General features: G+C 43.2%; 20 protein-coding genes. 6 read left to right on the top strand and 14 right to left on the bottom strand.

Going from position 1 to position 26,903, the window contains the following annotated elements:
- The first annotated feature begins 69 nt into the window (after positions 1–69).
- The gene (locus ACYVE4_RS28605; RefSeq protein ID WP_461043833.1) at positions 70–969 is read left to right on the top strand and encodes a phosphodiester glycosidase family protein; all 900 of its coding nucleotides are present in this window, start codon (positions 70–72) and stop codon (positions 967–969) included.
- Between the two features lie 300 nt (positions 970–1,269).
- Here the strand turns inward: ACYVE4_RS28605 and ACYVE4_RS28610 are convergent, their stop codons facing one another.
- Positions 1,270–1,584, bottom strand: coding sequence for a hypothetical protein (locus ACYVE4_RS28610; protein ID WP_461043834.1), 315 nt, complete (start codon positions 1,582–1,584; stop codon positions 1,270–1,272).
- Positions 1,585–1,933: 349 nt separating this feature from the next.
- On the opposite strand from ACYVE4_RS28610, the gene ACYVE4_RS28615 reads away from it, so the two are divergent.
- From ACYVE4_RS28615 to ACYVE4_RS28625, 3 genes are all read left to right on the top strand, one after another.
- Positions 1,934–2,779, top strand: coding sequence for a hypothetical protein (locus ACYVE4_RS28615; RefSeq protein ID WP_461043835.1), 846 nt, complete (start codon positions 1,934–1,936; stop codon positions 2,777–2,779).
- 96 nt (positions 2,780–2,875) lie between these two features.
- Positions 2,876–3,937, top strand: a complete 1,062-nt coding sequence (locus ACYVE4_RS28620; RefSeq protein WP_461043836.1) for a vWA domain-containing protein — start codon at positions 2,876–2,878, stop codon at positions 3,935–3,937.
- Positions 3,938–3,939: 2 nt separating this feature from the next.
- Positions 3,940–4,548 (top strand): hypothetical protein, encoded by a 609-nt coding sequence (locus ACYVE4_RS28625; RefSeq protein WP_461043837.1) that lies wholly within the window; start codon positions 3,940–3,942, stop codon positions 4,546–4,548.
- A 223-nt stretch (positions 4,549–4,771) separates the two neighbouring features.
- On the opposite strand, the gene ACYVE4_RS28630 is transcribed toward ACYVE4_RS28625, so the two are convergent.
- The 10 genes from ACYVE4_RS28630 to ACYVE4_RS28675 form a co-directional block, all read right to left on the bottom strand.
- Positions 4,772–7,255 (bottom strand): outer membrane beta-barrel protein, encoded by a 2,484-nt coding sequence (locus tag ACYVE4_RS28630; RefSeq protein ID WP_461043838.1) that lies wholly within the window; start codon positions 7,253–7,255, stop codon positions 4,772–4,774.
- Positions 7,256–7,544: 289 nt separating this feature from the next.
- Positions 7,545–8,267 (bottom strand): outer membrane beta-barrel protein, encoded by a 723-nt coding sequence (locus ACYVE4_RS28635; protein ID WP_461043839.1) that lies wholly within the window; start codon positions 8,265–8,267, stop codon positions 7,545–7,547.
- 368 nt (positions 8,268–8,635) lie between these two features.
- On the bottom strand, positions 8,636–11,767 hold the full coding sequence (locus ACYVE4_RS28640; protein WP_461043840.1) for a PAS domain-containing sensor histidine kinase: 3,132 nt from the start codon (positions 11,765–11,767) through the stop codon (positions 8,636–8,638).
- A gap of 158 nt (positions 11,768–11,925) precedes the next feature.
- Entirely contained in the window at positions 11,926–12,282 is a 357-nt protein-coding gene (locus ACYVE4_RS28645) for a VOC family protein (RefSeq protein ID WP_461043841.1), read from the bottom strand.
- 18 nt (positions 12,283–12,300) lie between these two features.
- Positions 12,301–13,338 (bottom strand): aldo/keto reductase, encoded by a 1,038-nt coding sequence (locus ACYVE4_RS28650; RefSeq protein ID WP_461043842.1) that lies wholly within the window; start codon positions 13,336–13,338, stop codon positions 12,301–12,303.
- Positions 13,339–14,010: 672 nt separating this feature from the next.
- Positions 14,011–14,919 carry a carbohydrate kinase family protein gene (locus ACYVE4_RS28655; protein WP_461043843.1) on the bottom strand — a complete coding sequence of 303 codons (909 nt, stop codon included), beginning with the start codon at positions 14,917–14,919 and terminating at the stop codon, positions 14,011–14,013.
- A 21-nt stretch (positions 14,920–14,940) separates the two neighbouring features.
- Positions 14,941–16,266, bottom strand: a complete 1,326-nt coding sequence (locus tag ACYVE4_RS28660) for a sugar porter family MFS transporter (RefSeq protein WP_461043844.1) — start codon at positions 16,264–16,266, stop codon at positions 14,941–14,943.
- A 234-nt stretch (positions 16,267–16,500) separates the two neighbouring features.
- Positions 16,501–17,370 carry a winged helix-turn-helix domain-containing protein gene (locus tag ACYVE4_RS28665; protein WP_461043845.1) on the bottom strand — a complete coding sequence of 290 codons (870 nt, stop codon included), beginning with the start codon at positions 17,368–17,370 and terminating at the stop codon, positions 16,501–16,503.
- 192 nt (positions 17,371–17,562) lie between these two features.
- The gene (locus ACYVE4_RS28670) at positions 17,563–18,042 is read right to left on the bottom strand and encodes a hypothetical protein (RefSeq protein WP_461043846.1); all 480 of its coding nucleotides are present in this window, start codon (positions 18,040–18,042) and stop codon (positions 17,563–17,565) included.
- A 50-nt stretch (positions 18,043–18,092) separates the two neighbouring features.
- Positions 18,093–18,503 (bottom strand): hypothetical protein, encoded by a 411-nt coding sequence (locus ACYVE4_RS28675; protein WP_461043847.1) that lies wholly within the window; start codon positions 18,501–18,503, stop codon positions 18,093–18,095.
- 104 nt (positions 18,504–18,607) lie between these two features.
- On the opposite strand from ACYVE4_RS28675, the gene ACYVE4_RS28680 reads away from it, so the two are divergent.
- Positions 18,608–19,735 (top strand): hypothetical protein, encoded by a 1,128-nt coding sequence (locus ACYVE4_RS28680; protein ID WP_461043848.1) that lies wholly within the window; start codon positions 18,608–18,610, stop codon positions 19,733–19,735.
- A 2-nt stretch (positions 19,736–19,737) separates the two neighbouring features.
- On the opposite strand, the gene ACYVE4_RS28685 is transcribed toward ACYVE4_RS28680, so the two are convergent.
- Positions 19,738–20,022, bottom strand: coding sequence for a DUF983 domain-containing protein (locus tag ACYVE4_RS28685; RefSeq protein ID WP_461043849.1), 285 nt, complete (start codon positions 20,020–20,022; stop codon positions 19,738–19,740).
- Between the two features lie 235 nt (positions 20,023–20,257).
- Complete coding sequence (locus ACYVE4_RS28690) at positions 20,258–21,127, bottom strand: helix-turn-helix domain-containing protein (protein ID WP_461043850.1); 870 nt, start codon at positions 21,125–21,127, stop codon at positions 20,258–20,260.
- A 171-nt stretch (positions 21,128–21,298) separates the two neighbouring features.
- Between ACYVE4_RS28690 and ACYVE4_RS28695 the strand changes: the two genes are divergently transcribed.
- Positions 21,299–25,444: a two-component regulator propeller domain-containing protein gene (locus ACYVE4_RS28695; RefSeq protein WP_461043851.1), complete on the top strand. Its 4,146-nt coding sequence runs from the start codon at positions 21,299–21,301 to the stop codon at positions 25,442–25,444.
- Between the two features lie 110 nt (positions 25,445–25,554).
- Here the strand turns inward: ACYVE4_RS28695 and ACYVE4_RS28700 are convergent, their stop codons facing one another.
- The gene (locus ACYVE4_RS28700) at positions 25,555–26,745 is read right to left on the bottom strand and encodes a glycoside hydrolase family 88 protein (RefSeq protein ID WP_461043852.1); all 1,191 of its coding nucleotides are present in this window, start codon (positions 26,743–26,745) and stop codon (positions 25,555–25,557) included.
- Positions 26,746–26,903 lie beyond the last annotated feature (158 nt).

Here is a 26,903-nt window from a genome sequence, read left to right on the forward strand (position 1 = left end):
AGTTCTTCATTAATACATTTAGCAATCAAGGTTATAGAATTATTTCGCTCTAGTTCGGAGCTAACGGGAATGCATTTAATCATTCTATTATTACCAAATTGGCTCATATCCACAGTCCGATTAGTTTTTCTAATTGGACTGTATTCTGGCAGCTATAAAGTTTTCTCCAGTGAATCGACTACTATAGTAAATGAAATAAAATCCCCTAAAATTCTTCATGAAACAGCTAATAAAATAAGAAATTTTTCTACAGATAATAATAGATTCTCATCTGTATCTTCAAATAATGATTCTTTATTCAAAATAGTTACTTTTCGGCAAAAGAAATACCACGTTTGTACAGTCGATCCAAATGATTATAAGATAGAGTTATTTAATAAAGTAGAAAATGGTAATGGAGTTCAAAGCTTTTCCAGTATTCATAATAAAAAGAAAGGAAAACTCCTTTTTGCCATGAACGGTGGGACATATAATCCAGATCTAACTCCTGTTGGATTATACATTTCAGAAGGAAAAACAACTAATCCGGTTAATTTATCGGTGGATAATGGTTCATTTCACACAGGCTCGCATGGAATCTTTGGCGTAGACTATAGCGAAAAGCCATTTATTTATACAGTAGAAGAGTTTAAAGAGTTGAAAAATAAGAAAAACATTCGAATTGCCACTCAATCCGGACCAATACTTGTCATGAATAATAAATATAATCCTAAACTTATACCAGACTCGCCTAACGTAAGAATTAGGAATGGTGTTGGGATTAATAAACAGGAACATGTTGTATTCATTATTTCAGATGATCCCGTTAATTTTTATGAATTCACTGAATTGTTTAAAGAGCAATTAAATTGTGAGAAAGTGTTATATCTTGATGGAGTGGTAAGTCAAATTTACATTCCATCTTTAAAATATAAGACGAATACTTCACAAGCTTCTTTAGGACCTATTTTAACCGTGAGTAAAAAATAAAGAAGTTACTTTAATTAATATAAGTAATGTAATATTCGCTAGTATAAATCTACAGAAATATACGTTTAGTAAATTATCTATATTTTTGATTATATTTTACAGCAAAAGTATTATTTTTAAATCTATTTGATATACACGAAAAATGTATCGAATAGCATATCCATCTCACTCTTTTATCTGTATATTTTTAATTTTCCTCTATGATTTAAGAGTTAGAAATAGGCAAGTGACATTCATTTATGTTGTTAAAAGAAATTTTATGACAATACATATTATCATTAAAACTTTACTTCTTACCTATTAACTTAATTCCACTATGAAATTCAAATCAATACTTTTGTATGTCGCAACTATTGCCTTATTCACTAGCTGCGAGGAAAATGAAGCCAAGCCCGATACTACCTGTGGAGGGAAAGTTACCTTCACACTCATAAATAAAACACCAGAGAGATTGGAAATAAGTGTACAAGGAAGCATCCCTTCGGGATGCGGTTCAGTAAGTCCAGATAGTAAATGTACTACAACTGTACCTACAGGTATTTCTATATCATATGCAGCAAAAGGAATAAGTTCTGGTAAATCATGGAATGGCCAACGTTCATTTGCTAATTGCACAGGTGTTGATTTGAGCCTTACTTATTAACTCAAACAAAAGTACTATCCAAGTAATTGGTATATCTTTTGGCTGCATGAAGTATACCTATCTTTCCCTAGAAAGGTTAGCTATCAGCTTCATGTACGCTACCTTGCCAACCGTTCTTATTTACCTTTAATTATTATTGAAATAGTATTAGCAATGTAAATTATAAGCATTAGTCATGTAGTTGCTAATGCTTATAATTTACATGCTTTAATTAGAATTTATAGCTTGTAAGCATTGGCAATTGGCATTATTCAGCTATGAAAATCTCATCAGTATACATGAGATAAATAAGGTAGTGGGATCTAATTAGAAAGCAGTAAGATGAAATTAATTGTTTGCATTCTTGTATTTACATTTCCCATTTTTAATAATATTATCTATGGGCAGAGTTATTTTGACGGTATGTTTACTGTGAATAGTTATACAACTAATAATCACAATTATAAATTGTATGATTTTTCAAGAGAGAATTCAGTAATTAAAGTCAAATATTTTGCACAAAACGCCTATAGGCAATACAGTGACTGGAAAGCAGGAAAACAGGTACTGTTAGTTACAAGTGGTGCTTTCTCTGATAAATGGGAATCAGATGCAACTCCCGTAGGCCTCTGCGTAGATAATGGTGTTGTTATAAATCGTACTCCAGACGATAATATGGATGCTATGGTGGTAGTTTATAACAATGGAGGACAAGAGGGGAAGATAGCAGTAATCGATATGGACGTCAGTCCAATTACTTTATTTGGCAAGCGATATTGGCCTAGAAATTATTCCTCAGATAGAGTTGAGTTTTTGTCAATAGCAAGGCAATATGGTCTTACTCTTTTCCAAACACAATTGGTTTACTCCGTTGATCGTTCTTCGAACTTTACAAATCTTTACTTTGGAGCTAAGCGCGAAAGACGTTTTTTGGCTATATGTAGAAAAAATGGCTATACACATAATGTAATCGTTGACGCTCCAGATGATTTGGAGCTAAATTTATCAGCAAAATACGCAAAGGACGTATTAAATTATGCTGGATTCGACGTATCGTATATATTAAATTTCGACACAGGTGGTAAGAACATTTTACGAGTTTACAATGGCACTTATTTAAGAGATTTATTAGTTGATTCAAAAATTACAGAATCAACAAACTTATTAGTATACTACAAAGATTATTGATGTTCATTCAAAAAAATAATCGCGTTTAAATCTCATAACTTTCGTCAATAAAAACACAATAAGTAAGGCTCATTTTCCACAAAAAATTAATGACTTATGAAAAAGATTCATTGGAAATTCCATGTAATTAGTATTATATTTCTTATTACTACAATAACAATAAGTTGCAAAACTTTATTTTACGGTGAAATTGACCCGTATTATAAAGAGTTGACTATTTATGCAAAATATGCCACAGTTAATGGAACACCAAGACTTGATCCTGATATTACTAATTCGTCCAAAGCAACTCAACAAAGTGGTCAATACACCTATGATGTTTGCAGCCCCAACAGAGTATGCCTCACGCTAAGAAATTTAAGGCTCAGGGATGAACTTGGAACCTATACTGTTTTGAAAAATACAGATAATAGAACGTTCGATGTAATAACGGAAGAATTAAATGAGGATAAATGGGGACAAGATTCAGAAAATAAATTAGCCATTACAACAACCCAAAGTCTCGACATTGTTCTTGTATTAGATTTTAGCACTTCTTTGGGTGATGATAAATCTAAAGTTATCACATATGCTACAAACTTTATTAGGTTTATTAGTGCGAATAATCCGCAGGCAAGAATAGGCGTTGTAGCTTTTTCGCAAAATATTTCAACCTTTCCTTTAGGGCAAAAAGGAGACTTTACAAATCCTATTAATTTTATTGGTAGACAAACAAGCGAAGATGCTACAAAACTATACGAAGCGATTGATTATGGAATATCTATGTTATATAATTCATCAGCTGAAAGTAGGGCGTTAATTGTATTTACTGATGGAAAAAATAACGCATGGTCTGCCAATACAGGTACAAAATATCAAACAACCGATTATATAATTTCTAGATTAAGAAATTCCGGTACAGGTAGTTCAAGTCCTATTAGTTGTTATTCTTTAGGACTTGAAGGCAAAAGTGGAGGTGTTGACAGTCAGGCATTATCAGGAATTGCTTTAAACGGTGGGTCCTCAGAAATTGCCAGTAGTAGCGCTACACTTGAGAATCTTTTCAATAAATATGCTGCTTCCGTTTCAACAGTATATACCCTTCAGTATAATAGGAATAACTCAGTAGTAACTACTCCAATTCAACTCAGATTTAGGTTAAAAACAAAACTACAATAGCCATGAGCAAATTATACATATTACTTTTATCATTCGCATTAATTAATAATTCATTCAGTCAACGCATTTTCATTCAACCCTATATTGGCTATAATTATGTACAGGTAAACACTTCATCAAATTATCGCCCAGCGGGTAATATTCCTTTAGGTATTAAAGCAGGAATAGGATCTGAGGTAATACAATTTGGAGCCGAATACAGTACATTAGCTTTACCGACAACTTATTTTTTTAATGACCCTTATTCAGAGAATGAAAGGTTCACTGAAAAGTTTAAAGAGGATTATTTAGGGGGACTAATCAGATTAAATTTTGGTGACAGAGACTACACACATCTCAATCTTACGTTGGGCGCTGGTATACTTAATATAAATAAAGAACTTAAAACCACTAATTTATTAACTGTTGAGAATAGCACATATAAAAATAATCTTCAGTGTAATGGTGGCTTGGGATTAAGTATTAGCTTGAGTGAGACTTTCCATATAAATGTTGATAGTCGAGTAATATATAGTCCAAGGCCATCAAATCTCTACGCTACCTTTGTAGATGGAGATAAATTGCATCAGATAAACTACGGAATACTTTTAGGAATTTCAGGAAATTTTTGAGATAGTATGAATTGTATAATAGGTGAATAAAGACGATGAAAACTTTAGATTTCATCACTATGACCAACTAGTTCGAACGACCTTCGCAGCGGTTTGTACTTAATATAGTGTAATAGATGACTATTCATAGCTAACGCCAACTTTTAATCAACAAAAAAGCCAGCCCTCAAGTTGTGGCTGGCTTTCACGTTTTCTTAACCTAAACTAAGTCCGTTGTTATCTATTAATTCTGTCCTCCCACCCGATTCTGTTCGGCTGATGTAGCTGAGTTCCGCTGGCGGGCACTTTTTACGTTCTGATTACCAAATCGATACGTGAAAGTCAGCATGATCCGGCGGCTTTCCCATCGTGAATTAACCCGGAAGTCGATATCCTGTACCAATGCCCGACCACTGAACCGGTTCAGCCAGAAGGGATCGCTTACGTTCAATTTTAGATTCCCTTTTCCATCCATCAGCTTCTTCTGAACACCCAGGTTGAATGCGCCCATGGGTTGTGCCCGGTAGAAACCATATTGCGATGCTGAATTATACCAGCCTGAGACTTCTGCCGACACCGTTTTACTCAGCGTGAAGTTTTGAGATGTGTACAAATTAAAGGCCGCAATTTTTACTTCGTAGGGGCTTCCCGAATAGAACGTCTGGTAGTTCTGGTAATAGGTGTTAATGTTGTTCTGCATCCGCCACCACTTCGTAATCTGTACCGGGAAGCTAAAATTTAAGCTTACATTGTCCATATGCCCCTGATTCTCAGGTGTTACGTAGGTGATGTTTTCAGCAGCAATCTGACGGGGCGTTTCGCGGTTAATGAAGTCCGTTGTGCGGCTGAAGCCCAGCGTGGTCGTAAATGCATTTTTAAACACGTGTGTCAGCTCGACCGAATTGGTGTATTGAGGCCGCAGAAATGGATTTCCTTTCTGATAGGTGTATGGGTCCAGATAGAACACGAATGGATTCAGGTTCTGGTAATCGGGACGGTCGATTCGGCGGCTGTACGAGAAGTTCAGCACGTTATTCGTATCCAGTTGGCGCGATAAAAACAAGGTTGGGAACAGGTTCAGATAGTTCCGATCAACGGTTTGATTCAGCGTTACTGATGTACCAATCGAGTGCGTATGCTCAGCCCGCAAACCAGCCTGTACTTTGAGTTTTTTACCCAGTTTGCCAGCGTAGTTAATATAGCCTGCGTTGATGTTTTCGTCGTACAGGAACTGGTTCGAGCGGCTGGCATCGGGAAGCCATTTTCGGGTTTCCTGTTGTAGTGTATCGTAAATTGAGTTGTTATCGGCGTTTACAAAGCTGCTTTTCAAACCCATCTCCCATTTCGCGCCTTTTTTGGTTGGCAGAACGTAATCCGTCTTGAACGCCAGGATGTTAATCGTTGATGGCATCACGTTCCGAACGTCCTGATTGAGCCGAGTGGGCAAATTGGTGGCATCCGTATAAGCCGTGCTCAGATTATTAGTATTCTCACCACCGTAATGTACGTAGTCCGCATCAATTGTCCATTCGCGTCCTTTCCCCATGTCGTATTTGTAATTCACGTTCGTCGTTACATTCGACATGTAGTTACCCATACTGGTCTGTGTAATCGCTTTACTGGTCAGTTGGCGATTCTCGTTACTAATCAATGTATTGTTCTGACCAGCCGACCGCCAGTCGTTTGAGAATCCATTGACCAATACCCCGATTGTGCTTTTCTGGCTGACGAAATAATCCAGTCCTGCTCGATATGAATGCCCTACAAACTGATTGGGCCGGAACGATGTCTGATCGAAATAGGTCGTGCGTCCATTGAAGGGAATAACCCGATTCAACTCGTTGCTCTGCGAACTTTCCCGATTTGTATAGCTGTAATTACCAAACAGATTGACTTTACCCTCCCGGTGATTCAAGTTCAGGGATGTATTGAATTTTGGCAGATCGTCACGCGCTCCGGCAAGATTGTTTACCCAGCCATAACCAGCACCCAGAATAATGTTTCCGTTCGTACCGAAATTCTTATTCTTCTTCATTTTGATATTGATGATCCCTGAATTGCCGGCAGCATCGTATTTAGAGCCGGGATTCGTGATAATCTCAATCGAGGCAATGTTATCGCTTGGCGTATTTTTCAGCAGATTCGACACTTCCTGCTGCGAGAGATAGGTCTGCTTTCCATCGATGTACACAATCACACCTGCTTTTCCTTTCAGCTGGATCTGATCGTTCTGACGATCGATCGTTACGCCGGGGGCTTTTTCCAGCACTTCAAGCGCGGTATTGCCACTAGCTACAATGCTGTTTTCAACGTTCATAACCGTACGGTCGACCTGCTGTTCGATAAACGGTTTCTGCGCAACAACTTTCACTTCAGTCAGCCGTTGGGTTTCTTCAACCATCGCTAACGTCGGCAATTCAAGCGCTGGATGAGACTCGTCGATTGCGAACGGTGCACTATACGTTTTTCGATAACCGATCTGTTGAGCTGCTACTAAATAGCGACCAGCCCCCACATTTTCGAAAACATATTTACCATCGACATCACTGATAGAACCTTTAACCAATGTCGAATCTTTAGCTTTGAGGAGCATCATCGTTGCGAACTCCAGGGATTTTCCAGCCGCTGTGCCCACGTGGCCATTGACAGTCCCCCGGGTTAGCACCTGCCCAAAGGTTGTCGTTATTAAGAGCAGGGTAAGAAGTAAGAAGGAAAATATCGGTTTCATAAGCATTTGCTGTAAGAAGGAAGTTCTGCTTGTTATAAGTACATTGCAAAGGTAGGTAGTATGCATCACAAAGTACCTGTTCTTACACAAGCGGTCTGAACAGCTGTATGAATGGATTTTTAACGGGGATTGATGCTTCTGGCGATGTTTTCAACGGAAAGACATCAGAGAAAGTAGAAGGTTGCACGCTCAGAGCGGGCTTTTTATTGGTTTTGGGTCCAATCTACTTTTGTTCCAATTTTCTCTTGGAAACAGAATTTAATTGAACCCAAAATCAACAAAGAAGGTATTAAAATTTCAAGCCGACTGTCCAAACACTGGCGTCAGGGCCCTGACCAGACTTAAAAGGGCTGTTGGGTTCGTAGCGGCCGAAGAGTTTGACATGGCCACGTACTCCCATTTCGGCCAAATATCCCCAGCGAATAGGATTTAGACTGTAGGTGCCATGATCCCGAACGGCTTCTCCTCCTACCGGCTTCACTTTGGTGTAGCTATCCAGGCGCAGACCGGCATACGCACCCAGCGACATCGTAAAACGTGATCGGAATGTCAGATTCAGCATTAGAGGTAAATTAAGCTGGGTTGTCACTAGCTTGGATCGGCGTAGGTCCACATCAGCTTGTTCAATCACGAGTTGTTTGTTCTGTTCAACCAGGGTATTTCGGCCTTCGAACATAAAATTGTTCCAGGCAACTTCGGGACCAGTTACTAACCGCAACTTGGTTGCGCCATTAACAGCGAGCGGGATGCGCATTTGCCAGCCCAGAGCCACAAACCGGGAGCCAACTGGTCGAAAATCATAACCTGCTGGCAACGATCCACCAAGACCATTAAAACCGACGTAAATTTTCAGATCAGAACGAACTCGCTCACTGAATCGGTGAGTGTATCGATGAGATCTGTAGGTCGATTCAGTTGTGGTCGTTGTAATAGTCGTGCTATCAGTTTGGGCAAAAGAAGCTGTCGAAGCAGCAAACAGGGCAGCGATCAGAAGGTGTTTTACAGTGTTCATGGTAGTTGTTGTTTACTAGTTGCGTTTAAGTAAGGAGGTCAAGGATTTAGGCGCTGGTCTGCTAGCAAGGTCGCCTGTTCATTGTATTTGTTGTTATTTGACAGGAAGATGTTAGAAGTCGTAGCAGAGGTTGCACGGGATTGAAAAAAATCAGGAAAATTTCTCATCCTTTTTACCCAAAACAAATAAAAATCCTGAAAATCAGCGATTTACAGGCTAAAAAAAACAGCAAGATAGATAATATGCTTATCCGTTTTTGTCGTCCCGACGGAAGGAGGGATCTTAAAGTATCATGATAATCAAGTAAGAATAATGTTAGATCCCTCCTTCCGTCAGGAGGACAAAAAGGCAAACGGAAGATCCGGCAATTATCGATTTACGGGCAAATAAAGTAGAAAAGTAGCCCCTTCACCTGGTTTGCTGGCCGCCGTAATCATTCCCCCATGATTGACCGCGACTTTCTCACAAATCGCTAACCCGATACCTGTACCTGCGTATTCATTCCGACCATGTAATCGCTGGAAAACCTGGAAAATCTGGTCGGCATATTTTTGATCAAACCCAATTCCGTTGTCGATAATATGAATCAGATGGTAATAAGAAGCAGGTCGGGTTGGTTGAATCGACGTAGGCAACTGTTCTGCTTTTACACGTTCGACTTTGATGTGAACAACGGGAATTGTATCAGGTTTCTGGAACTTAAGCGCATTACTCAGCAGATTTTGAAATAATTGTCGTAACTGAGACTCATCGCCTGAAATAGTCGGCAGATCGGCCACCAGAACTTGAGCATCTGATTGCTCGATCACTACTTCAAGATCATCCAGTACATCTGCGACAACCTGATTCAGCGATACAGGTATATCCACTTCCTGACGGGTTGAAATCCGGGAGAACGTCAATAGGTCTCTTATCAATAAAGACATTCGGGCGGCTGCCGTTTGCATACGCTCCAGGTAGTCGATGCCAGGGCCCAGACTATCAGCATATTGCCCTTTGAGAATATCGCCAAATGACTGAATTTTCCGTAAGGGCTCCTGTAGATCGTGACTGGCGATGTAGGCAAATTTTTCCAGGTTATCGTTCGACCGACGCAGATCGTAATTGGACGTCATCAACTGCTCTGTACGGGCTTGTATCTGCGTTTCCAGATTAGACGCCAATGCTTCAATTTCTTTTCTGACCAACACTTGCTCAGTTACGTCGACAGCCATATTCAAAATCGCATATACCTCTCCATCAGCGTTGGTAAGGGGCTGGTACATGAAGTTGAAATAATACTCTTTCGGTTCGCCATCTATTAACAAGTCGGTCTTTGTTTCCTGAGAATGGTAGGTATCTCTCGTTGCGTAGACTTCGTCAAGCAGTTGCAAAAATGGCTGATCCTGCAATTCAGGTAAGGCTTGTGCCAGTGGCTTACCAATAATCGACCGATCTTTGCCCCACAATTTGAGCATAGCTTCATTCGGCAGTTCGATAATTAAGTCTCGTCCGATATACAGTGCAGTCGCTACGGGGGCTTCTGCAATTAAGTCCCGAAAACGCTGCTCACTCTCCTGCAGGGCAATTTTAGCTTTTACTTGTGTAGTAACTTCGGTAGCCACAATGATAACGCCGTTGATCTCATCCAATTCATTCCGGATGGGCGCATAAACAAAATCATAATAGCCATCTTCCAGTTGGCCTTTCCGTTGTAATTGCACAAAAGTTTCGATGCCATAATGCGCGACACCGGAGTCGTACACTTCTTCCAGCAACCTGACAAACCCTTGTTCTTTCAACTCAGGCAGAGCCTCCCTAAAGGGGAGTCCAATAATTGTGGCATCCTTCCCCCATATACCCAGCATCGAATTGTTTGCCGTTTCGATAGCCATTGTACGACCACTCAGGATACTAATGGCAACCGGAGCATGGGTAATAATATTTCGAATGCGCTCTTCACTGGCTCGCAGTTTGGCTTCAGCTTCAACACGTTCGTTAATATCGTGGGCAATAACGATGATGCTTTGTGTTTCGTCCTGAGCATCAGTTACCCGTGTCACATTCAGCTCGACCCACCGAATCGACCCGTCTTTATGAATGTACCGTTTGACAAGGTCGAACGACGGGCGTTTTCCCTCAAAAACTTCTTCAAATAATTGACGATTCCAGGCTCGGTCGTCGGGATGAGTCAGAGCAAAACTATTTAAGGTGCATAATTCGTCTGTCGCGTAACCCAGCAGTTTACTGTAGGCTTCATTGACAAGATTAAAATTAGCTTGCTGATCAACAAAGGCGATCCCCGTCGATGTATTATTAAACGCGATAGCAAATCGTTCTTCGGCTTCCCGAAGCGCTTTTGCCCGCTCCGTTTGCTCAGTAACATCGAGTACGATACCCGAAACCGACGTTGGTTTTAGATTAGTATCGAATATATATTGCCCAATCACCTTCACTCGATGAACAGATTTATCTTTCCAGACAAACCTCGCTTCGTAGATCAGGTTTCCCGTTTTGAGAGCCACCTTATGCGCCTGATCCCGAATAGGCATATCGTCGGGATGAATGTGATTGATGAAGACAGTCCAGCGAATGTTCTCACGTTCTTCGCCTAGTAGGATACGGCCAAAATTCTTGGAGTAGACAATTTCATTGGTCAGCAAACTGACCATAAACGATCCTGCCCCCGATCCTTCCAACGCCATACGCGCTTGCTGCTCAGACAAATCGGCCTTTTCTTTAGCCAATACTTCGTCCGTAATATCTTCTGCAACACCCGAAAATCGATAGGCTGTTCCGCTTTCGGTGAAATGGGTCTGCCCCATAAATCGTACCCAGCGAAGTTTACCATCTTCTACACCAATTGTTCGAAAACTCGTATTGTAGTGCCCGCCCGACTCAGGACTAAGTGCCCATTGCACAGCTTTTTCAACCCGGTTTTTATCGTCGGGATGAATAAAATCCAGCGATCGGTTGTAGGAAATACTCGACTCGTTGGTGAGGCCGCAAAGTTCCTGGCATCGGCTATCCCAACTAACAACTCCCTGAATGGGATCTAGCTCCCAGGTACCCAGTTGCGCCGACTGGAGGGCAAATCGCAGCCGTTCGTCACTTTCGGCCCGTGCCTGCTGTAAGGAAACCTGCTCTGATATATCCTGCATAGCTCCTACCATTCGGATAGCTCTACCGTCGCGATGGAGAATATATCCTCTATCCAGCACAAAGGCACACGTTCCATCTGCCCGCCAGAATCGGTACTGGTCAGACCAGTTAGTGCCGCCCTGGTCAATTACCTGTTGAATACCCGTGACAATTCGATCTCTATCATCATTATGAACGTGTTTAGTCCATGACCCTAGTCCATCATTAGCTATCTCCTGATTATCATATCCAAACAGGTTGGAATAGCCCTCGTTCCAGAGAATGGTATTGGCTTCTATATTCCAATTCCAGACAGCATCACGGGTTGCTTTCGCCAACAGCTCGAATAGCTCACTAGTTGTTACTAAATCAGTATTCAATGAAATATATTCTCTTAAAGTTTTTTTAAAAGCACTCCTGCAAGTTAACTAAAGAACATAACCTATAAGCAATGATTTTTACCTTTAAATCAACAAAAAAAATGCCGATTTTATGGATCGGCATTTTTAGGTAATCAATATTTTTATGTGATTATGAATCAATTAGCAAACTGCAGCAATTCGAATCGATTGCCGAACGGGTCACGAAAGAAAAATCGATACCGCCCGTCGATCTCTGACGAATACTCGATTTCCAGCCCTTTCTCCGCCAAGAATCGTTTCGACTCATTGAGGTTAGCTACTTCGAAGGCTGGGTGCCGTTTAGAATAGTTTCCGCCAGCTTCTTCACGAATATGTAACTGAATATCGCCGATCTGAAACCAAATAGCCCCGCTGGGATGGTTCCCCGGAATCTCTTCCAATCCCAGGGTTTCAGCATAAAACGTTCTTGCCTGAGCGGTTGTATCTTCCGGTATGCAAATGAGCACGTGATCTAATCGCTTAAATTGAATCATGATGCAATGGATTGATTTTCAGTAAAATTTCGGAGGAGGATTCAGGGTCAGATTCTGGCGCTGGTGCCAATATGGATAAATGGGTGGAACTTCACTGGCACTATCTAGTTTTTTCATCTGGTCGATGGTCAAATGCCAGCCTACTGCTTCCAGATTCTGCTTCAACTGCTCTTCGTTTCGAGCACCAATGATGATACTCGACACGGTGGGTCGTTGCAATACCCAATTCAGGGCAACCTGCGCAATCGATTTTCCGGTCTCAGCCGCAATTTCCTCCAGTGCATCGGTAATTGTAAAAAAAGTAGCTTCGTCTACTACTTTCTGAGGCACAGGACTCCCGCCTTCCACCACTCGTCCCTGCGTTGGCTGAGGTTTTGTACGCCCGTATTTCCCACCTAAGCGTCCACCCGCCAACGGGCTCCAGACCAATGCGCCAACCTGTTGGTTGATACCCAACGGCATTAGCTCCCATTCATACTCCCGATTAACCAGCGAATAATACACCTGATGCCCCACATAGCGATTCCATCCATATTTCTCAGAAACGGCTAGTGATTTCATGAGGTGCCATCCCGAAAAATTAGAGCAGGCGATATAGCGAACTTTACCGCTTTGCACCAAGTCATCCAGCGTTCGCAGGGTTTCCTCGACAGGCGTATTGCCGTCAAATCCATGCATATGGTAAATGTCGATGTAATCCGTTTTCAAGCGCTTCAGGCTGCTTTCACATTGTTTTATCAAGTGAAAGCGCGATGACCCCTGATTATTTGGCCCTTGCCCGAATGTGAATGTAGCTTTGGTCGAAATCAGCACTTTGTCGCGCAGGCCGTCGAGCGCCTTCCCTAAAATTTCCTCAGATAGCCCTTGGGAATATACGTCGGCCGTATCGAAAAGAGTCACGCCCGCATCTATACATAAATCGACCAATCGTTTTGCTTCGCTGGTTTGCGTACTTCCCCAGGCTTTAAAAAAATCGTTGCCTCCGCCAAAGGTGGCTGTTCCAAAACTTAAAACGGGCACATTCAATCCCGAAGCGCCTAATTGTCGGTATTCCATACGTAGCGAACTAAATTGAGTAGCAAGATAACCAGACGTCAATGCCTGACTACTATAGGTACACTTCTTTTTGAAAACAGGTTCTATACAAATTGGCAAATTTCCTTGAACGAGACGTAACAAAAAATCGGTATCGAGATAGCCCGATACCGATTTTCAACTCTATCCAAAATATCCGTCGTGGGGATTTCTGGCACTATTCAACGTTAATCATAGGTTAAATTAATCTTACGCAAAGGATCAAGTTACGGTAATTCAGTTTGCTTAATGTGACGTTACGGTTGCTACTCTTCTAGTTTCAGTTCAAGTTACTGGTGTACGCTTATTTACAATTCAGTTCAAGTTACAGGAGGTACTCTTTTACGTTCAGTTCAAGTTACGCGGAGGTATTTCAAGTAAGTTCAAGTTACAGCAATCGGATTCTCTTTAAAGTCAAGTTACGATAGTCACTCATTACTAAAATCTCTCGAGCGATTTAGTAATCCAAAATTAGTGGGTGCACTTAACATGGCTATTCCAAATACCGTTCAACTAATTACGAAATTTCAACAGCAATCAAATCATTGATTATCAGAAATTTACACAAATATCAAACTAGCCAATTTTGAATTTTGATACGTGAATTTCGATTTTGTAACAGCAGTTAGGCAAGTATGCCTTACCTGATTCATCTTACAAGGAGTTCACTTGAGCGAATTCTTCTTTTCGAATTTGCTGCATAATCAATCGTTCCGAAACAATAGGTGTTGCGCCCCGCTGCCCGGCGACATAAGCGCCTACGGCACAGGCAAATTCAAGTATTTTTCCTGGTGCTTCGCCCTGTAATAGTTTGTACAGAAAAGCCGCTAAGAACGAATCCCCACTTCCAATTGTATCTTCTACTTTCACCTGAAAACCTGGATGTTCCGTATAGCCATCCTTGTTAAGTAAGCTGGCTCCATTTTCACCACGAGTCAGGCAAACCATCTTCAGGTTAAAGCGATCCCGAACAAATTCCATAGCGGCCTGCTCACTAAGGATTTCTGCCGTATACCAGCTAACGATTTCAGCTAATTCGTTGTGGTTAACTTTCAGTATATCGGCCTTTTGCAGCAAATACGTAACGTCTAAAGGCGTATAATGTGGCGCTCGTAAATTCACATCAAACACACGTAAGGCTGCCTGATCGAGTAACTTGTGTAAGGTATTGCGAGAGACTTGACTACGGGCAACTAGGCTGCCATACACCAGAATTGACTTCTGATAAAGAGCGCTTAATGAATCGTCGTATTGAATAAAATCCCAGGCCACGGGTTGCAGGATTCGGTAAACAACTTCGTTACGGTCGGTCAGATTTGCTTTGGCAACACCCGTCAATTGAGAAGCACCCAACTGTACATATGCTGTTGGCAGATGCTTTTCCCGCAAAAATTCCAGCATTTCGCGACCAAGTTCGTCATTACCTACGCGACTGATTAACAGCGAACTCATTCCGAAGTTACGCAGATGGACCGCAACATTCATGGGGGCTCCTCCTGGTTGCTTTCCAGTTGGAAGCACATCCCAGAGTACTTCGCCAAAACAAATAATCGATTGATTCATTGATGAAGAAAAGTAGGTTGGTTAATGAACAGCAAATGTTTTTTCAATTTGTTCCAGACTCGTTCCTTTTGTTTCAGGCATCATGCCCAGAACGAACACGAGCTGAAGAACCATCATGACTGTAAAAAATAGGAAAGTTGCCCCTCCGCCAACTTGTTCAGCCAGATAAGGAAAGGTAAACGTAACGATAGCCGCCATTAGCCAGTGCGTAAAACTTCCTAACGACTGGCCACTTGCCCGAACTTCGTTTGGAAAGATTTCAGAGATAAATACCCAGATGACGGCGCCTTGCGAGAATCCAAAAAAGGCAATGTAAACGAACAGCAATATAGGCACGCTCATACCGGCGAAATCTTGTAGATAGAAGGCTCGCGCAACTAAGGCCAGCGTTATGATCAAGCCGAATGATCCAATTTTCATGAGCGTTCGTCGGCCAAATCGATCGATGAGATTCATGGAGATCATGGTAAATACCAAATTAACGACCCCGATTCCAGCCGACGACAAGAGTGCTGAACTTTTGCCCAGGCCGGTCATTTCAAAAATCCGGGGAGCAAAGTAAATGATTGCGTTAATCCCGGATACCTGATTGAATACGGCAAATAACACAGCGAGTAACACAGGTGTTTTGTAAGTAGATGAAAATAATCGTGTCGAGCCTTCGTGCTGATGATTGCTTTGCTGAATCGCAACCAGCGTTTGCTGAGCGGTAGCTGGATCAATCATTTCTAACACCAGTAATGCTTCAGCTACCTGGCCTTTTCTAAGCAATAACCAGCGTGGACTTTCTGGCAGATTTAAAACCCCAATCAGGAAGGCTATAGACGGTATTGCCTGAATACCCAACATCCAACGCCAGGCATTCGGTCCAATATCCTGAAGCAAATAATTAGATAAGTAGGCAATCAGAATGCCCAGAACGACATTAAATTGAAACAGAGCGACCATTCGACCTCGCGATTTAGCGGGCGAAATTTCGGTAATGTACATGGGAGCCGCGACCGAAGATGCACCCACACCAAGCCCACCCAGAAAGCGAAAAAGGAGGAATATAGTCCAATTCGTAGCGAGAGCCGTGCCTAGTGAGGCAACGATGTAGAGAATTGCTATCCAGAATAATGTTTTTCGGCGACCGAGTTGCTCAGTCGGAATGCCGCCCAGCATTGAACCAAGCACTGTCCCAATCAGGGCGATTGATACAGTCAGACCATGTTCCCAAACAGTCAGATTCCATAACGATTGTAGGGATTGTTCGACACCAGAGATGACAGCTGTATCGAATCCAAAAAGAAAGCCGCCTAATGAAGCTGTAATTGCCCAGAAAAATATGCGCTGTTGGTGAGTCATTTTTCCAACTGGACCGGGTTTAGGTCGATTCAGTGAGTCAAAACTAGCGCGCGTACCTATAATGGCGACTCTAAATACTGTTCAAGCAGTTACGAAATACCAAAAATTTTTAACTATCTATTAGTCAGACAATTAAGCAGCCAAAAAAAAAGTAATTTTTTCGATTTTGTTACACGAATTTTCAATTTTGTTACACGAATTACTTGAGTAAGAAACCTCAGCAACCTGTTTATACTAGGCTTGTATTTCCAGTCGATATCCAATTCCGTGTATAGCTACAATTCGAACGGTAGGATCATCAACAAGCAACTTGCGAAGACGGGAAATAAATACGTCAAGGCTTCGTCCAACAATGATTCCTTCATCTTCCCAAACCGATTTGAGAATAAGATCGCGGTCGATCACCTGATTGGCATGTGAAATTAAAAACCGGAGGAGTTTGGCCTCGCGATAGGTGAGTTTATGCCGATCAGTTCCAGAATGTAGAGTTTGCGTCTTATCGTCGAAACTCGATCGCCCGAATTCTATGAATCCCGTTGTTTTGGGATCAGGCAATGTATGATTGATTGGCCCACTGACGACTCGTTTTCTCCATACGACATAGCCCAGACCGATGAGCAGGATTCCGGCGGGTAATCCCCAGGCCATGGTACTCGATTCAGGTGATCGTTCTAATTGACTAAAGCTCACCTGAAGTGTGTAACAACCCGCTATTTGTTTTCGCCCTACACAGGATACTTCTTTGGTATTTATGAAGTCCCGAAAATTATAACCTAGTTGCACCTCTCCGTTCGCGCAATCCAGCACAGCAACATCATAGTTATCCTTAATATCATGTACCTGAAAGGATTCTTTCAATAAATTCGGCAACTGATCATAGTTGAATGAACGATTGATCCGGATCAGAAATGTTCGGTCATCGGATTGCTTTACGGGTTCGATTCGGGATGAATCATCACCAGCGTTGCTTAATAAATGGTGTGCCGTTCGCCGGAGAGCCAGATTCACTTTCTGAGCGAAATAAGCTTTTTTATTACCTGTTTCTGAGGGCGTAAGCACAGCAAATTGTGTAAACAGGAATCCTGTCAAAACAAGGCTAACCATCCCAATTATCAATTTGCTCAAGCTAGTACTCATGGCAAGTAAAAAAATTACGAATTCCGAAAGGCGGTGTATGAATTACGATTTTCAGACAAGTTAAGCTATTTAGCAAAAAAACGCATTCAACTGCTCTTAACAAATCTAAATCACTGAAAGTCAAAATTCTTGATGCATACATCGCCTTTCGGAGTTCGTTTAACATCCTGGCTTGATCCAGAAAAACCAGTGCGTACTTTTCAGATGAATTACTCGTCTTGCCTCTTCGTCAATTTTATTGACGGGTTCAATAATCAGTTCGTCACCATGCTGGCTTTTGGATAGTACAGCAGCTAAATCAGCCTCATAAACCTCCCGGTTACAACTCGATGTACCGTTCAGAATATTCATACCATTCCGGCGAAGATACACGCGGAAAGGTATTTTGGTGGCCTCTTTTGAGTCAGGATTTCCAGCAACTACCGCCAATGTTCCTCGGCTCGACGTTGTGAAAAACGTATAATCCAGCGATTTCCCATTCAGGACTAAGGGATTAGTATAAAAACTATGCTTCTCAGCCACCGCAGCTGGTCGTGTGGCTACAGTCCGTATGGCCATAGCAATAGTTTGCGCCTGTGAATTCCAGGCAGTCAGCGCCATCAGGAGGCTGACCAAAAACGGGATTGTGTATTTATACATAAGAGTTTTAGTTTAAGAAAATCCTTACTAACGATCTATCTATCAGACAATTAGCGAACCATAATTTCATTATGTGGTAAGGCGTATTGATTACCCGTTGTGAGCAATACAATACGATCACCTTTCCGGCATTTAGCCAGCACCTGTTGAATATTTACCTGTTTAACCTCTTTTTTTGAATACAGTAGTAACGTCTGGGTATCCTTATCCCGAATTGCCACGTTGAAGGGTATCCGATCAGCAGCTTTGCACTTGTTAGGCGATAAATCTATCGTATTAACAGTTAATGCTCCAGTTGCCGTAGCCGATACGCTACATTTCCCTTTCGTCGTGTATTGATCCACAATCATTTTATTCCCCAGAAAGGCTGCTGAGCACTGACTGTATGGCTGCTGCGCCCAGGAAATAGTCGAGAGTGCGCAGCAGAAAAGTGCGATGGTAATTTGACGTATGTTTTTCATGTGCTTGTTTGTTTAGCCGAACCAAAGCAAATGTATAGCCATCGTCTCTGCGAGTAGGTTACGAGCTGTAAAACCTTGTAAAGGAATTGTAAAACTTGCTGTTTATGCGACAAATCAGCTTTTCTGTATCTCTTCTGGTTCTGTGGCTTGTATGGGTTAGCCCTGTTTCGGCCAAAATCACAGCACCTAAACCGCCCAAACGCAAAACGCATCTATCCATCGTTGGAGAACGGTTTTACATAAATGGTCAGCCAACATTCAAAGGTCGAAGCTGGAAAGGTTACCAAATTGAGGGGTTGTTACCTAACTCTAGAATGGTTCAGGGTATTTTCGATGATCTGAATCCAGAAACACGTACTAAATGGGCTTATCCTGATACAAAAATCTGGGACCCAAATCGAAACACGGATGAATTTATTGCCGCTATGCCCATTTGGAAAGAGCATGGTCTACTCGCATTTACGATCAATTTACAGGGAGGAAGTCCAGAGGGCTATTCGCAAAGTCAGCCGTGGATCAACTCGGCTTTTAATCCGAATGGAAGCTGGAATCCAGCATATTGGAATCGACTGAAGCGTATTCTGGATAAAGCCGACGAGCTAGGTATGATCGCTATTGTAGGGCTATTTTACTTCGGTCAGGATCAATACCTGACCAACGAAGCGGCTGTTATCAATGCTGTCGATAATACGGTGCAGTGGATTGGAGAAGCCGGTTATCGAAACGTATTGATTGAAATCAATAATGAATGCAATATCCGGTACGACCATGCCATTTTACAACCTGAGCGCGTTCACGAACTCATTCAGCGGGTGAAGGCGACGAGGCTAAATGGGTACCGATTTCTGGTAAGTACCAGCTACGGTGGTGGTGCGATTCCGCAGGAAAACGTAGTTCGGGAAGCTGATTTTCTGCTTTTACATGGAAACGGCGTTAAGGAGCCGAATCGGATTATCGAGATGGTCAAGCAAACGCGAGCGGTGGCTGGTTATCGCCCTATGCCAATCGTATTCAATGAAGACGACCACTTCGATTTCGACAAACCGACTAACAATTTTCAGGCAGCCACTAGCGCCTACGCATCCTGGGGTTTCTTCGATTATCGGATGAAAGACGAAGGCTTGGCCGATGGCTACCAGTCGGTACCTGTCAATTGGCAGATTAGCTCAGCTCGTAAAAGGTCGTTCTTCGATCTATTGAAAGAAATAACAGGTGGACTATCAAAGAAATAACTTTACTCCTGTTTAACAATTGGTGAACCGATCGTTGGTTTAGGCGCAATAAATAAGGTCAACCAGGTGCGCCGGGCCATTCGGAAAAAATAGGGCGTTAACAGAATCAACGTTGGCACCAAGCCTACCAGATAATAATCCAGATCAATCTGCAACCACTGAACGAAGACGAAAAAGGTCAGCAAAATATAGATAGTATAAAACCCGTAACTCACGAACATCGACGCCCAATAAAAGCCCGGTTCAGGCATAAAATTCTCCCCACAGTGCGGGCAGCGATCGTGCATCTTATCAAAATTCTTGCTGAATGCGCTATTTGAAACAAAGAAATTACCCTGATGACAACGAGGACATTTATTAAAAACAACGCTATATAATCGGCTATCGGTAGACATACATCGGGAGCGGAAATCGGGCAAGTGACTTCACTTACCTGGCTGCGGCTCTGGCAGTTTTTATGTTACAAAAGTACTATCCAATACTATCTCCAGCTAAGACAAACCAAGCTGTGTATGGTACAAATCAACGATGGTGACCAAGTAATTCCCGAAACTCAGCCGGTGTTTGGCCAGCCTGTTTCTTAAAAAATCGAACGAAATAAGATGGATCTTCGAACCCTAGTCGAAACCCAATTTCTTTAATTGATTGGGATGTGTGTGTCAATAATCGTTGCGCTTCTATCAGCAGCCGTTCGTGAAGCAATTGACTAGCTGTTTTACCTAATATTTTCTTGCAGATCGCATTGAGGTAGTTCGGTGTCAGATTCATCTGATCGGCATAGGCTGAAACTTCCCGAACGGTTAGGAACTGACTCTCGATCAACTCTTCATAGGTACGAATCCGGTCGAACAGATGCGTGTCGGCATCAATCCATTGTTGATTGTACAGCCGATTAGCGGTTTCAAGCAAAATATGGACGTAGGACAAAAACACATCGGCCCGATTTGTCCGACGTTGTTCATACTCATCATAGGCGTAAGTAAGTAAATCGCTAAAAAGCGACTGCTGTTCAGTAATTTCCAGCAGCGGCTGATGCTGGTGCGAGTGAAAAAATGGATACTGATGCAGGCGGTTCCCAAAACGTCCCCGAAAGAAGTTGGCATCAAAGAATAAGTTAAATCCCTGTATATCTGACGATAGCTCCCAACTATGTACTTGTCCGGGCGTCAGAAAATAGAGTTGATTGGCAGCAACGGTGTGCGTTCGGAAGTCAATTGTATGCGTACCACTGCCCTGCCTGATCCACATCAACAGATAAAACGTATGCGAATGCGGTTTGTCGATGCCTTTAAATTCCTGCACCAATTTTTCCAGCCGCGTCATATAGAACAGCGCTTCAGGCTCATGACGGGGAAAGGATTGAAGCTTGTAAACGGGTACAGATAACGACATAATCAAGGTTTTTCAGAGTAAAATACAGAAGTCTGGGTATTTTAATACTATTTTAACGGCCTATCTATTCCACCTCACAGGCCATTCCATCGAACGTATGTAGGGTATCTGTATGCTTTCGATCGCTATTACTAACTAAAACAACTTTCTGACGAGTGTTTTGGTCATCCTATGATACATCTATACAAATCTTTCTTCTGTTGGCTCGGCATTCTTTACGGTTGTATTTTATTTTCTCCTGTTGCCAGTCAGCCAATTCCTAAAACGTTTAGTCACCTTACAGTCGATGAGGGCCTGTCGCAAAGCAGTGTCTATTCGATTACGCAGGATAAGCGTGGCTTTATGTGGTTCGGTACACGCGATGGACTGAACCGCTACGACTCCCGTAAAGTGGTTGTGTACCAACACCGAAGCGGCCATAAAAATAGTCTGGCCTCCAATACGATCAATAGTTTACTCGTCGATAGGCAAGGACATTTATGGGCTGGTACAACCAAAGGACTGGCTTTATATCGGCCGGAGCAGGATGATTTTGAACGGATTTTAGCCGGAGGTACAACGGCAAACGGTTTTCCGGATTCGACAATTAATGGACTACTCGAAGATCATCGACAACAGTTATGGGTTGGTACGCAGGGCGGTTTGTACCGATTATCAACCAAGAACCCTCATCAATTCGATCAATTGGTCGATTTACTTCAAAATCCGCAAACGCTATGTAAAAAAGCCGTTCGAACGCTGTATGAGGATACAGAAAAGCAATTGTGGGTCGGTGTATCAGGTGGTTTAATGCGACTCCGCCCGGTAGCTTCTGGAAAATTTCAGTGTCAAAATTATTTTCTGGAACCTTCCGATTCTCTTTACCAGACAACGACGAATGGAATCAATGCCATTACGGAAGACCGTTTTGGCCGCCTTTGGATCGGCACCGAAGGGAAAGGTATTGCTTTGTTCGACAAAAAACAGGGGCATATCACTTCCTGGAACCCCGTTGCTGGCCTGGATTTGAGTACGCAAACCATTCGAACGATTCAGCCGGACGGCAAGGGGAATTTCTGGATCGGAACCATGTCGGGGTTATATATTGTCGCTCAGAATGGAAGCCGGTTTCAGTCTCTGACCAACCAGCCTATTGACCCTAATTCACTCAGTGACAATTCAGTACGTTCTATATTTCGGGATCGTGACGAATCATTCTGGGTAGGTACGTATTATGGTGGCGTTGACATGTATAGTCCGCTAGCCCATCAGTTCAGTTCCTTTCATCCGCTTGATCAGCACGGAAGGTCGCCGTTCAAAATAGCTGGGCCTATGCTACCAGCCAATACGCAGAATCAACTCTGGCTGGGTACGGAAGATCGAGGGCTTTTTCTGGTTAATTCCGACAGAACAATTGGTCAGCATTATTTTCACGACGCTAAAAACGTCCACTCACTGTCTAGCGATAAAGTGAAATGCCTGCTGGCCGATGGCACATCTGGTTTATGGATTGGCACCATCAAAGGACTGAATTATCTTGATCTCCGTCGGCAAACGATTACCCGGTATTTTCATGATCCGCACGATCCGCATTCCCTTCCCAACGACCGTATCTACGACCTTAAACGTGATCCGCAGGGAGCCATGTGGGTCGTTACCAATCAGGGAGGCATTTGTCGATTTGACCCCAAAACCAACTCATTTGAGCGCGTTAACCTAAATTGGTTAACCAATGCGACAACCCTATTATTCGATACCAAAGGCCAAATGTGGCTCAGCACGTTTACGGGCCTCATTCGTAAAGCACCCAATCAGAATACCTTTATTCGTTTTGTTCACAATGACCAGGATGCTAACTCACTCAGCAACAGCCATGTAATCAGCCTATTAGAAGATCATCAGCACCGGATCTGGGTGGGTACCCGCGACGGTGGCCTAAATCTGCTTCTCCCCGATCAGCATACGTTTCAACATTTTACAACGGCACAGGGATTACCCGGCAACACAGTATTTAGTATTCAGGAAGACACCAAAGGACGGTTGTGGGTCAGTACGGATAAAGGATTAGCCCAGTTAACACCAGATCGATCCAGATTCACGGCCTACACAATTCACGATGGATTGATTTGCCGGGAATTCACCACCAACTCGACCTATAAGGACACGCAGGGGCATCTTTATTTCGGTGGTTATAATGGGATTGTCTTTTTCCATCCCGATAGCATCCGTCGGAATTCTGTTGTACATCCGTTGGCCTTCACTGCATTGCGACTGTTTAATGAACCCGTTACAAGCCTCTCGTCCACCAGCGACGAACAGGGTATCGACTATAAAACAGGCATTACACTTACGCATCGACAAAATGTATTTTCGCTGGATTTCGCAGGGTCTAATTACATCAACGCAGCCAAAAATCGCTATGCTTACAAACTACTGGGCTTCGACGAAACCTGGAATAACGTCGATGAGCCACGCGCTACGTACATGAATTTGCCGGCTGGCGACTATACGCTTCAGGTTAAGGGAACCAATAACGACGGTATCTGGACAACAAAACCGCTCGAACTTACCATTACGGTACTGCCGCCGATCTGGAAAACGCCCTGGGCCTACGTGCTTTATGCGATCATTTTCCTGGGCTTGTTACAGCTCTGGTCACGATTTAATCGGAATCGACTGCAACTAGCGCATGATTTAGAAGTGGAACATTCCGAAAAAGCCAGGCAGCAGGAACTTCATCAAACGAAGCTGAACTTTTTCACTGAAATTGCCCACGAAATTCGCACCCCGCTTACACTGGTGATGGGCCCTATTGAGGTGCTTAATGAACATTACGCCAGCGACCCATTTATTCGGAAACAGTTGTCGCTGATGCGCGGCAGCACTGATCGGCTGCTGCGACTATTGAATCAACTACTTGATTTTAGAAAGCATGAAACTGGCAATAGTCAGTTGCAGTGCCGAAAAATGGACCTGGTTGCCTTTTTGAGTAATCTCACGGATTCCTTCCGCGAACACGCAAGAACCCATCAACTTACGCTTACCAACGAGTCAGAAGTATCGACATTGCCTGTCTGGTTCGACCCTGGTGAGATGGAAAAAGTAATCTATAATTTGCTGTTGAATGCCGTCAAGTTCACGCCCATAGCAGGTACAATTTCCGTTCGACTTCAACAGGATTTTGGTGCAACTGAACACGCAATCATCACCATCGAAGATACAGGTATGGGGATTCCACCAGAAAATCTGGAGCATATTTTCGATCAGTTTTATCAGGTTGGTCAGATTCCGACACGTGACTCAAGCTTTGGTCTGGGGCTGGCTCTTAGCAAACACATTGTTGAACAACATAGCGGAAAAATCACGGTCGAAAGTCGGGAAGCCCAGTCTGGGAAGGCGGGTTTTACGCGATTTATTATTACGTTGCCATCCATTCATATCGATACGAATGAACAAGTTCCTGCGGTAAGTGTCATCGAACCTGCGCCCATCCATCTATCTGATTTACAAACCGAATCCCTATCCATACTGATGCCTACGGATGATCTTTCCGAATCCGGTAAGCCAATAATTTTAGTTGTAGACGATCAGGCTGATATACGGTCGTATGTCTGCGACCTATTTTCAGCAACCTGTCAGATCGTTGAAGCGGAGAATGGAGCCGTTGCCTGGGAAAAAGCCACTCAGCTACTCCCTGACCTGATCATTGCCGACGTAGCGATGCCCGTTATGGACGGTTTTTCCCTTACGAACCGAATTAAAACAGACCTGCGTACCAGTCATATTCCGGTTATTTTACTCACCGCTAAAAATGCAGTCGATCATCAGTTAACAGGTCTGCAAACGGGTGCCGACGATTACATCAGTAAACCCTTCCACCCAATTCTGCTTCAAACCCGAGTTCGAAATCTGCTGCAGCTCCGCGAGCAATTACGGGCTAAGTATCACCAGATTGTCACGCTCCAGCCACAAGCGCAGGAATTGGATCATCCAGACGAGAAATTCCTGAACCATCTGATGACCGTGCTCGATCAGCACCTGAATAATGCCGAATTTAATGTAACCCGGCTGGTGGGTGAAATGGGCATGAGCCGACCAGTATTGTTCCGAAAAGTGAAAATGCTAACGGGCCTTTCCGTAAATGACCTACTCCGCACAACCCGACTAAAAAAGGCCGAAATGCTATTAAAACAGCGAAAAGCAACGGTATCCGAAATCGCGTTTGCCGTTGGATTTAGTGATCCCAAATATTTCAGTCGAGCGTTCCGACTCCAGTTTGGCCTTACTCCTACTGAATACAGTAATCGGGCTACTGAGGAAATGGAAGAGGTGGTTTGACCTCACCCCAACCCCGCTCCTAAAAGAGGCTAAAAAAAATCGAGAATTCTCCCCTCTCCTGTTTTAGGAGAGGGGTCGGGGGTGAGGTTATCCGTCCATCAAAATAACGGCTACTTCTCATTAAGTTTTTTACTCCGCAGCAAAGCTTCCAGAAAGTAATAATCGGCGTAGACCAGCGGCACATCGATTTCACTAGTTTTCGAACCCGTACTATGCAACAATAAAAATCCGTGATTTTGGCCGATAGGTGACCTGTATTGCTTAACGAGGTTCGTAATCACCTGATCAGCTTTGGCACGGTATGGATTAGTAGCACTGTAGGTACTCAGTTCATACAGCGCCGATGCCATTACAGTAGCGGCCGATACATCGCGCGGTTCGGCAGGGATACCGGGTGCATCGAAATCGTAATACGGCACCAGATCGCTCGGCATGTGCGGATGATTGAGCATGTAGTTGGCAATCGCTTCGGCTTGCTTCAGAAATTGCGGATCTTTGGTTTCGCGGTAGCACATGGTATAGCCATACAATCCCCACGCTTGCCCACGCGACCAGGCCGATTCGTGGCTATAGCCCTGGTGCGTGTTTTTCTTAAGCACCTTCCCCGTCAGGGTATCGTAATCGACTACATGATACGAGCTATTATCTGGTCGATAGTGGTTTTTGATCGTCGTTTTGGCGTGCGTGACGGCAATTTTGTAAAACGTTGAATCTCCTGTCAGGCGGGTGGCAGCAAACAGCAATTCCAGATTCATCATGTTGTCGATAATAACCGGGCACTGCCACACCTCCTTATGATGATCCCAGGATCGGATAATGCCTGCCGTTGGCTTAAACCGCTTGATTAGCGTTCGGGCTCCCTGAATAATAATGTCACGATAGGCTTTATCGCCCGTCAACCGAAACCCATTTCCGTAGCTACAATAGAGTTTGAAACCCATGTCATGCGTACCCGCGTTCATCTTCTCACTTTCCAGATTAGCGGTATAGCGCCTTGCCAGATCAGCCCATTCCTGTTGACCCGAATATTCATAGAGATACCACAGTTCGCCGGGAAAGAAACCGCTCGTCCAGTCGCGGGCGGGTACGAGCTGCAGCGCTCCTTTGTCCAGTGTTCTGGGCGATACCAGGGCGGCTTTACCAGCAGTTGGCTCTTTAGCAGCAGACATAAGCTCAGTCAACATAACCCGCGTCTGTTGCTCGGCTTCGTTGAACGTGGACTTTATCAGCTTATCCGGTACAAAGCCAGTTAGGAGTCCTATTCCAATCAGGGATATAGCAATAGGTTTAGAAAGTTGCATAGATTTAAGGTGTTAGGAATCAAAAAATGACACGTATTAATCAGCCACTTATTCTATTCTTTTGTCATTCTGACGAAGCCGGGCCGCCGGAGCGGAAGAATCTTAAAGCGTCCTTACTTGTAAATCAAGAGATATTGAGATTCTTCCGCTCCGGCGGC

The sequence above is a fragment of the Spirosoma harenae genome (genome assembly GCF_054776975.1).

Excerpts from the sequence above, each read along its gene's own strand:
- ACYVE4_RS28630 (WP_461043838.1), bottom strand. The coding sequence starts at position 7,255 with ATGAAACCGATATTTTCCTTCTTACTTCTTACCCTGCTCTTAATAACG.
- ACYVE4_RS28655 (WP_461043843.1), bottom strand. The coding sequence starts at position 14,919 with ATGAATCAATCGATTATTTGTTTTGGCGAAGTACTCTGGGATGTGCTT.
- ACYVE4_RS28650 (WP_461043842.1), bottom strand. The coding sequence starts at position 13,338 with ATGGAATACCGACAATTAGGCGCTTCGGGATTGAATGTGCCCGTTTTA.
- ACYVE4_RS28675 (WP_461043847.1), bottom strand. The coding sequence starts at position 18,503 with ATGAAAAACATACGTCAAATTACCATCGCACTTTTCTGCTGCGCACTC.
- ACYVE4_RS28660 (WP_461043844.1), bottom strand. The coding sequence starts at position 16,266 with ATGACTCACCAACAGCGCATATTTTTCTGGGCAATTACAGCTTCATTA.
- ACYVE4_RS28670 (WP_461043846.1), bottom strand. The coding sequence starts at position 18,042 with ATGTATAAATACACAATCCCGTTTTTGGTCAGCCTCCTGATGGCGCTG.
- ACYVE4_RS28685 (WP_461043849.1), bottom strand. The coding sequence starts at position 20,022 with ATGCACGATCGCTGCCCGCACTGTGGGGAGAATTTTATGCCTGAACCG.
- ACYVE4_RS28620 (WP_461043836.1), top strand. The coding sequence starts at position 2,876 with ATGAAAAAGATTCATTGGAAATTCCATGTAATTAGTATTATATTTCTT.
- ACYVE4_RS28625 (WP_461043837.1), top strand. The coding sequence starts at position 3,940 with ATGAGCAAATTATACATATTACTTTTATCATTCGCATTAATTAATAAT.
- ACYVE4_RS28645 (WP_461043841.1), bottom strand. The coding sequence starts at position 12,282 with ATGATTCAATTTAAGCGATTAGATCACGTGCTCATTTGCATACCGGAA.
- ACYVE4_RS28680 (WP_461043848.1), top strand. The coding sequence starts at position 18,608 with ATGCGACAAATCAGCTTTTCTGTATCTCTTCTGGTTCTGTGGCTTGTA.
- ACYVE4_RS28665 (WP_461043845.1), bottom strand. The coding sequence starts at position 17,370 with ATGGTTAGCCTTGTTTTGACAGGATTCCTGTTTACACAATTTGCTGTG.
- ACYVE4_RS28635 (WP_461043839.1), bottom strand. The coding sequence starts at position 8,267 with ATGAACACTGTAAAACACCTTCTGATCGCTGCCCTGTTTGCTGCTTCG.
- ACYVE4_RS28605 (WP_461043833.1), top strand. The coding sequence starts at position 70 with ATGCATTTAATCATTCTATTATTACCAAATTGGCTCATATCCACAGTC.
- ACYVE4_RS28695 (WP_461043851.1), top strand. The coding sequence starts at position 21,299 with ATGATACATCTATACAAATCTTTCTTCTGTTGGCTCGGCATTCTTTAC.
- ACYVE4_RS28690 (WP_461043850.1), bottom strand. The coding sequence starts at position 21,127 with ATGTCGTTATCTGTACCCGTTTACAAGCTTCAATCCTTTCCCCGTCAT.
- ACYVE4_RS28615 (WP_461043835.1), top strand. The coding sequence starts at position 1,934 with ATGAAATTAATTGTTTGCATTCTTGTATTTACATTTCCCATTTTTAAT.
- ACYVE4_RS28700 (WP_461043852.1), bottom strand. The coding sequence starts at position 26,745 with ATGCAACTTTCTAAACCTATTGCTATATCCCTGATTGGAATAGGACTC.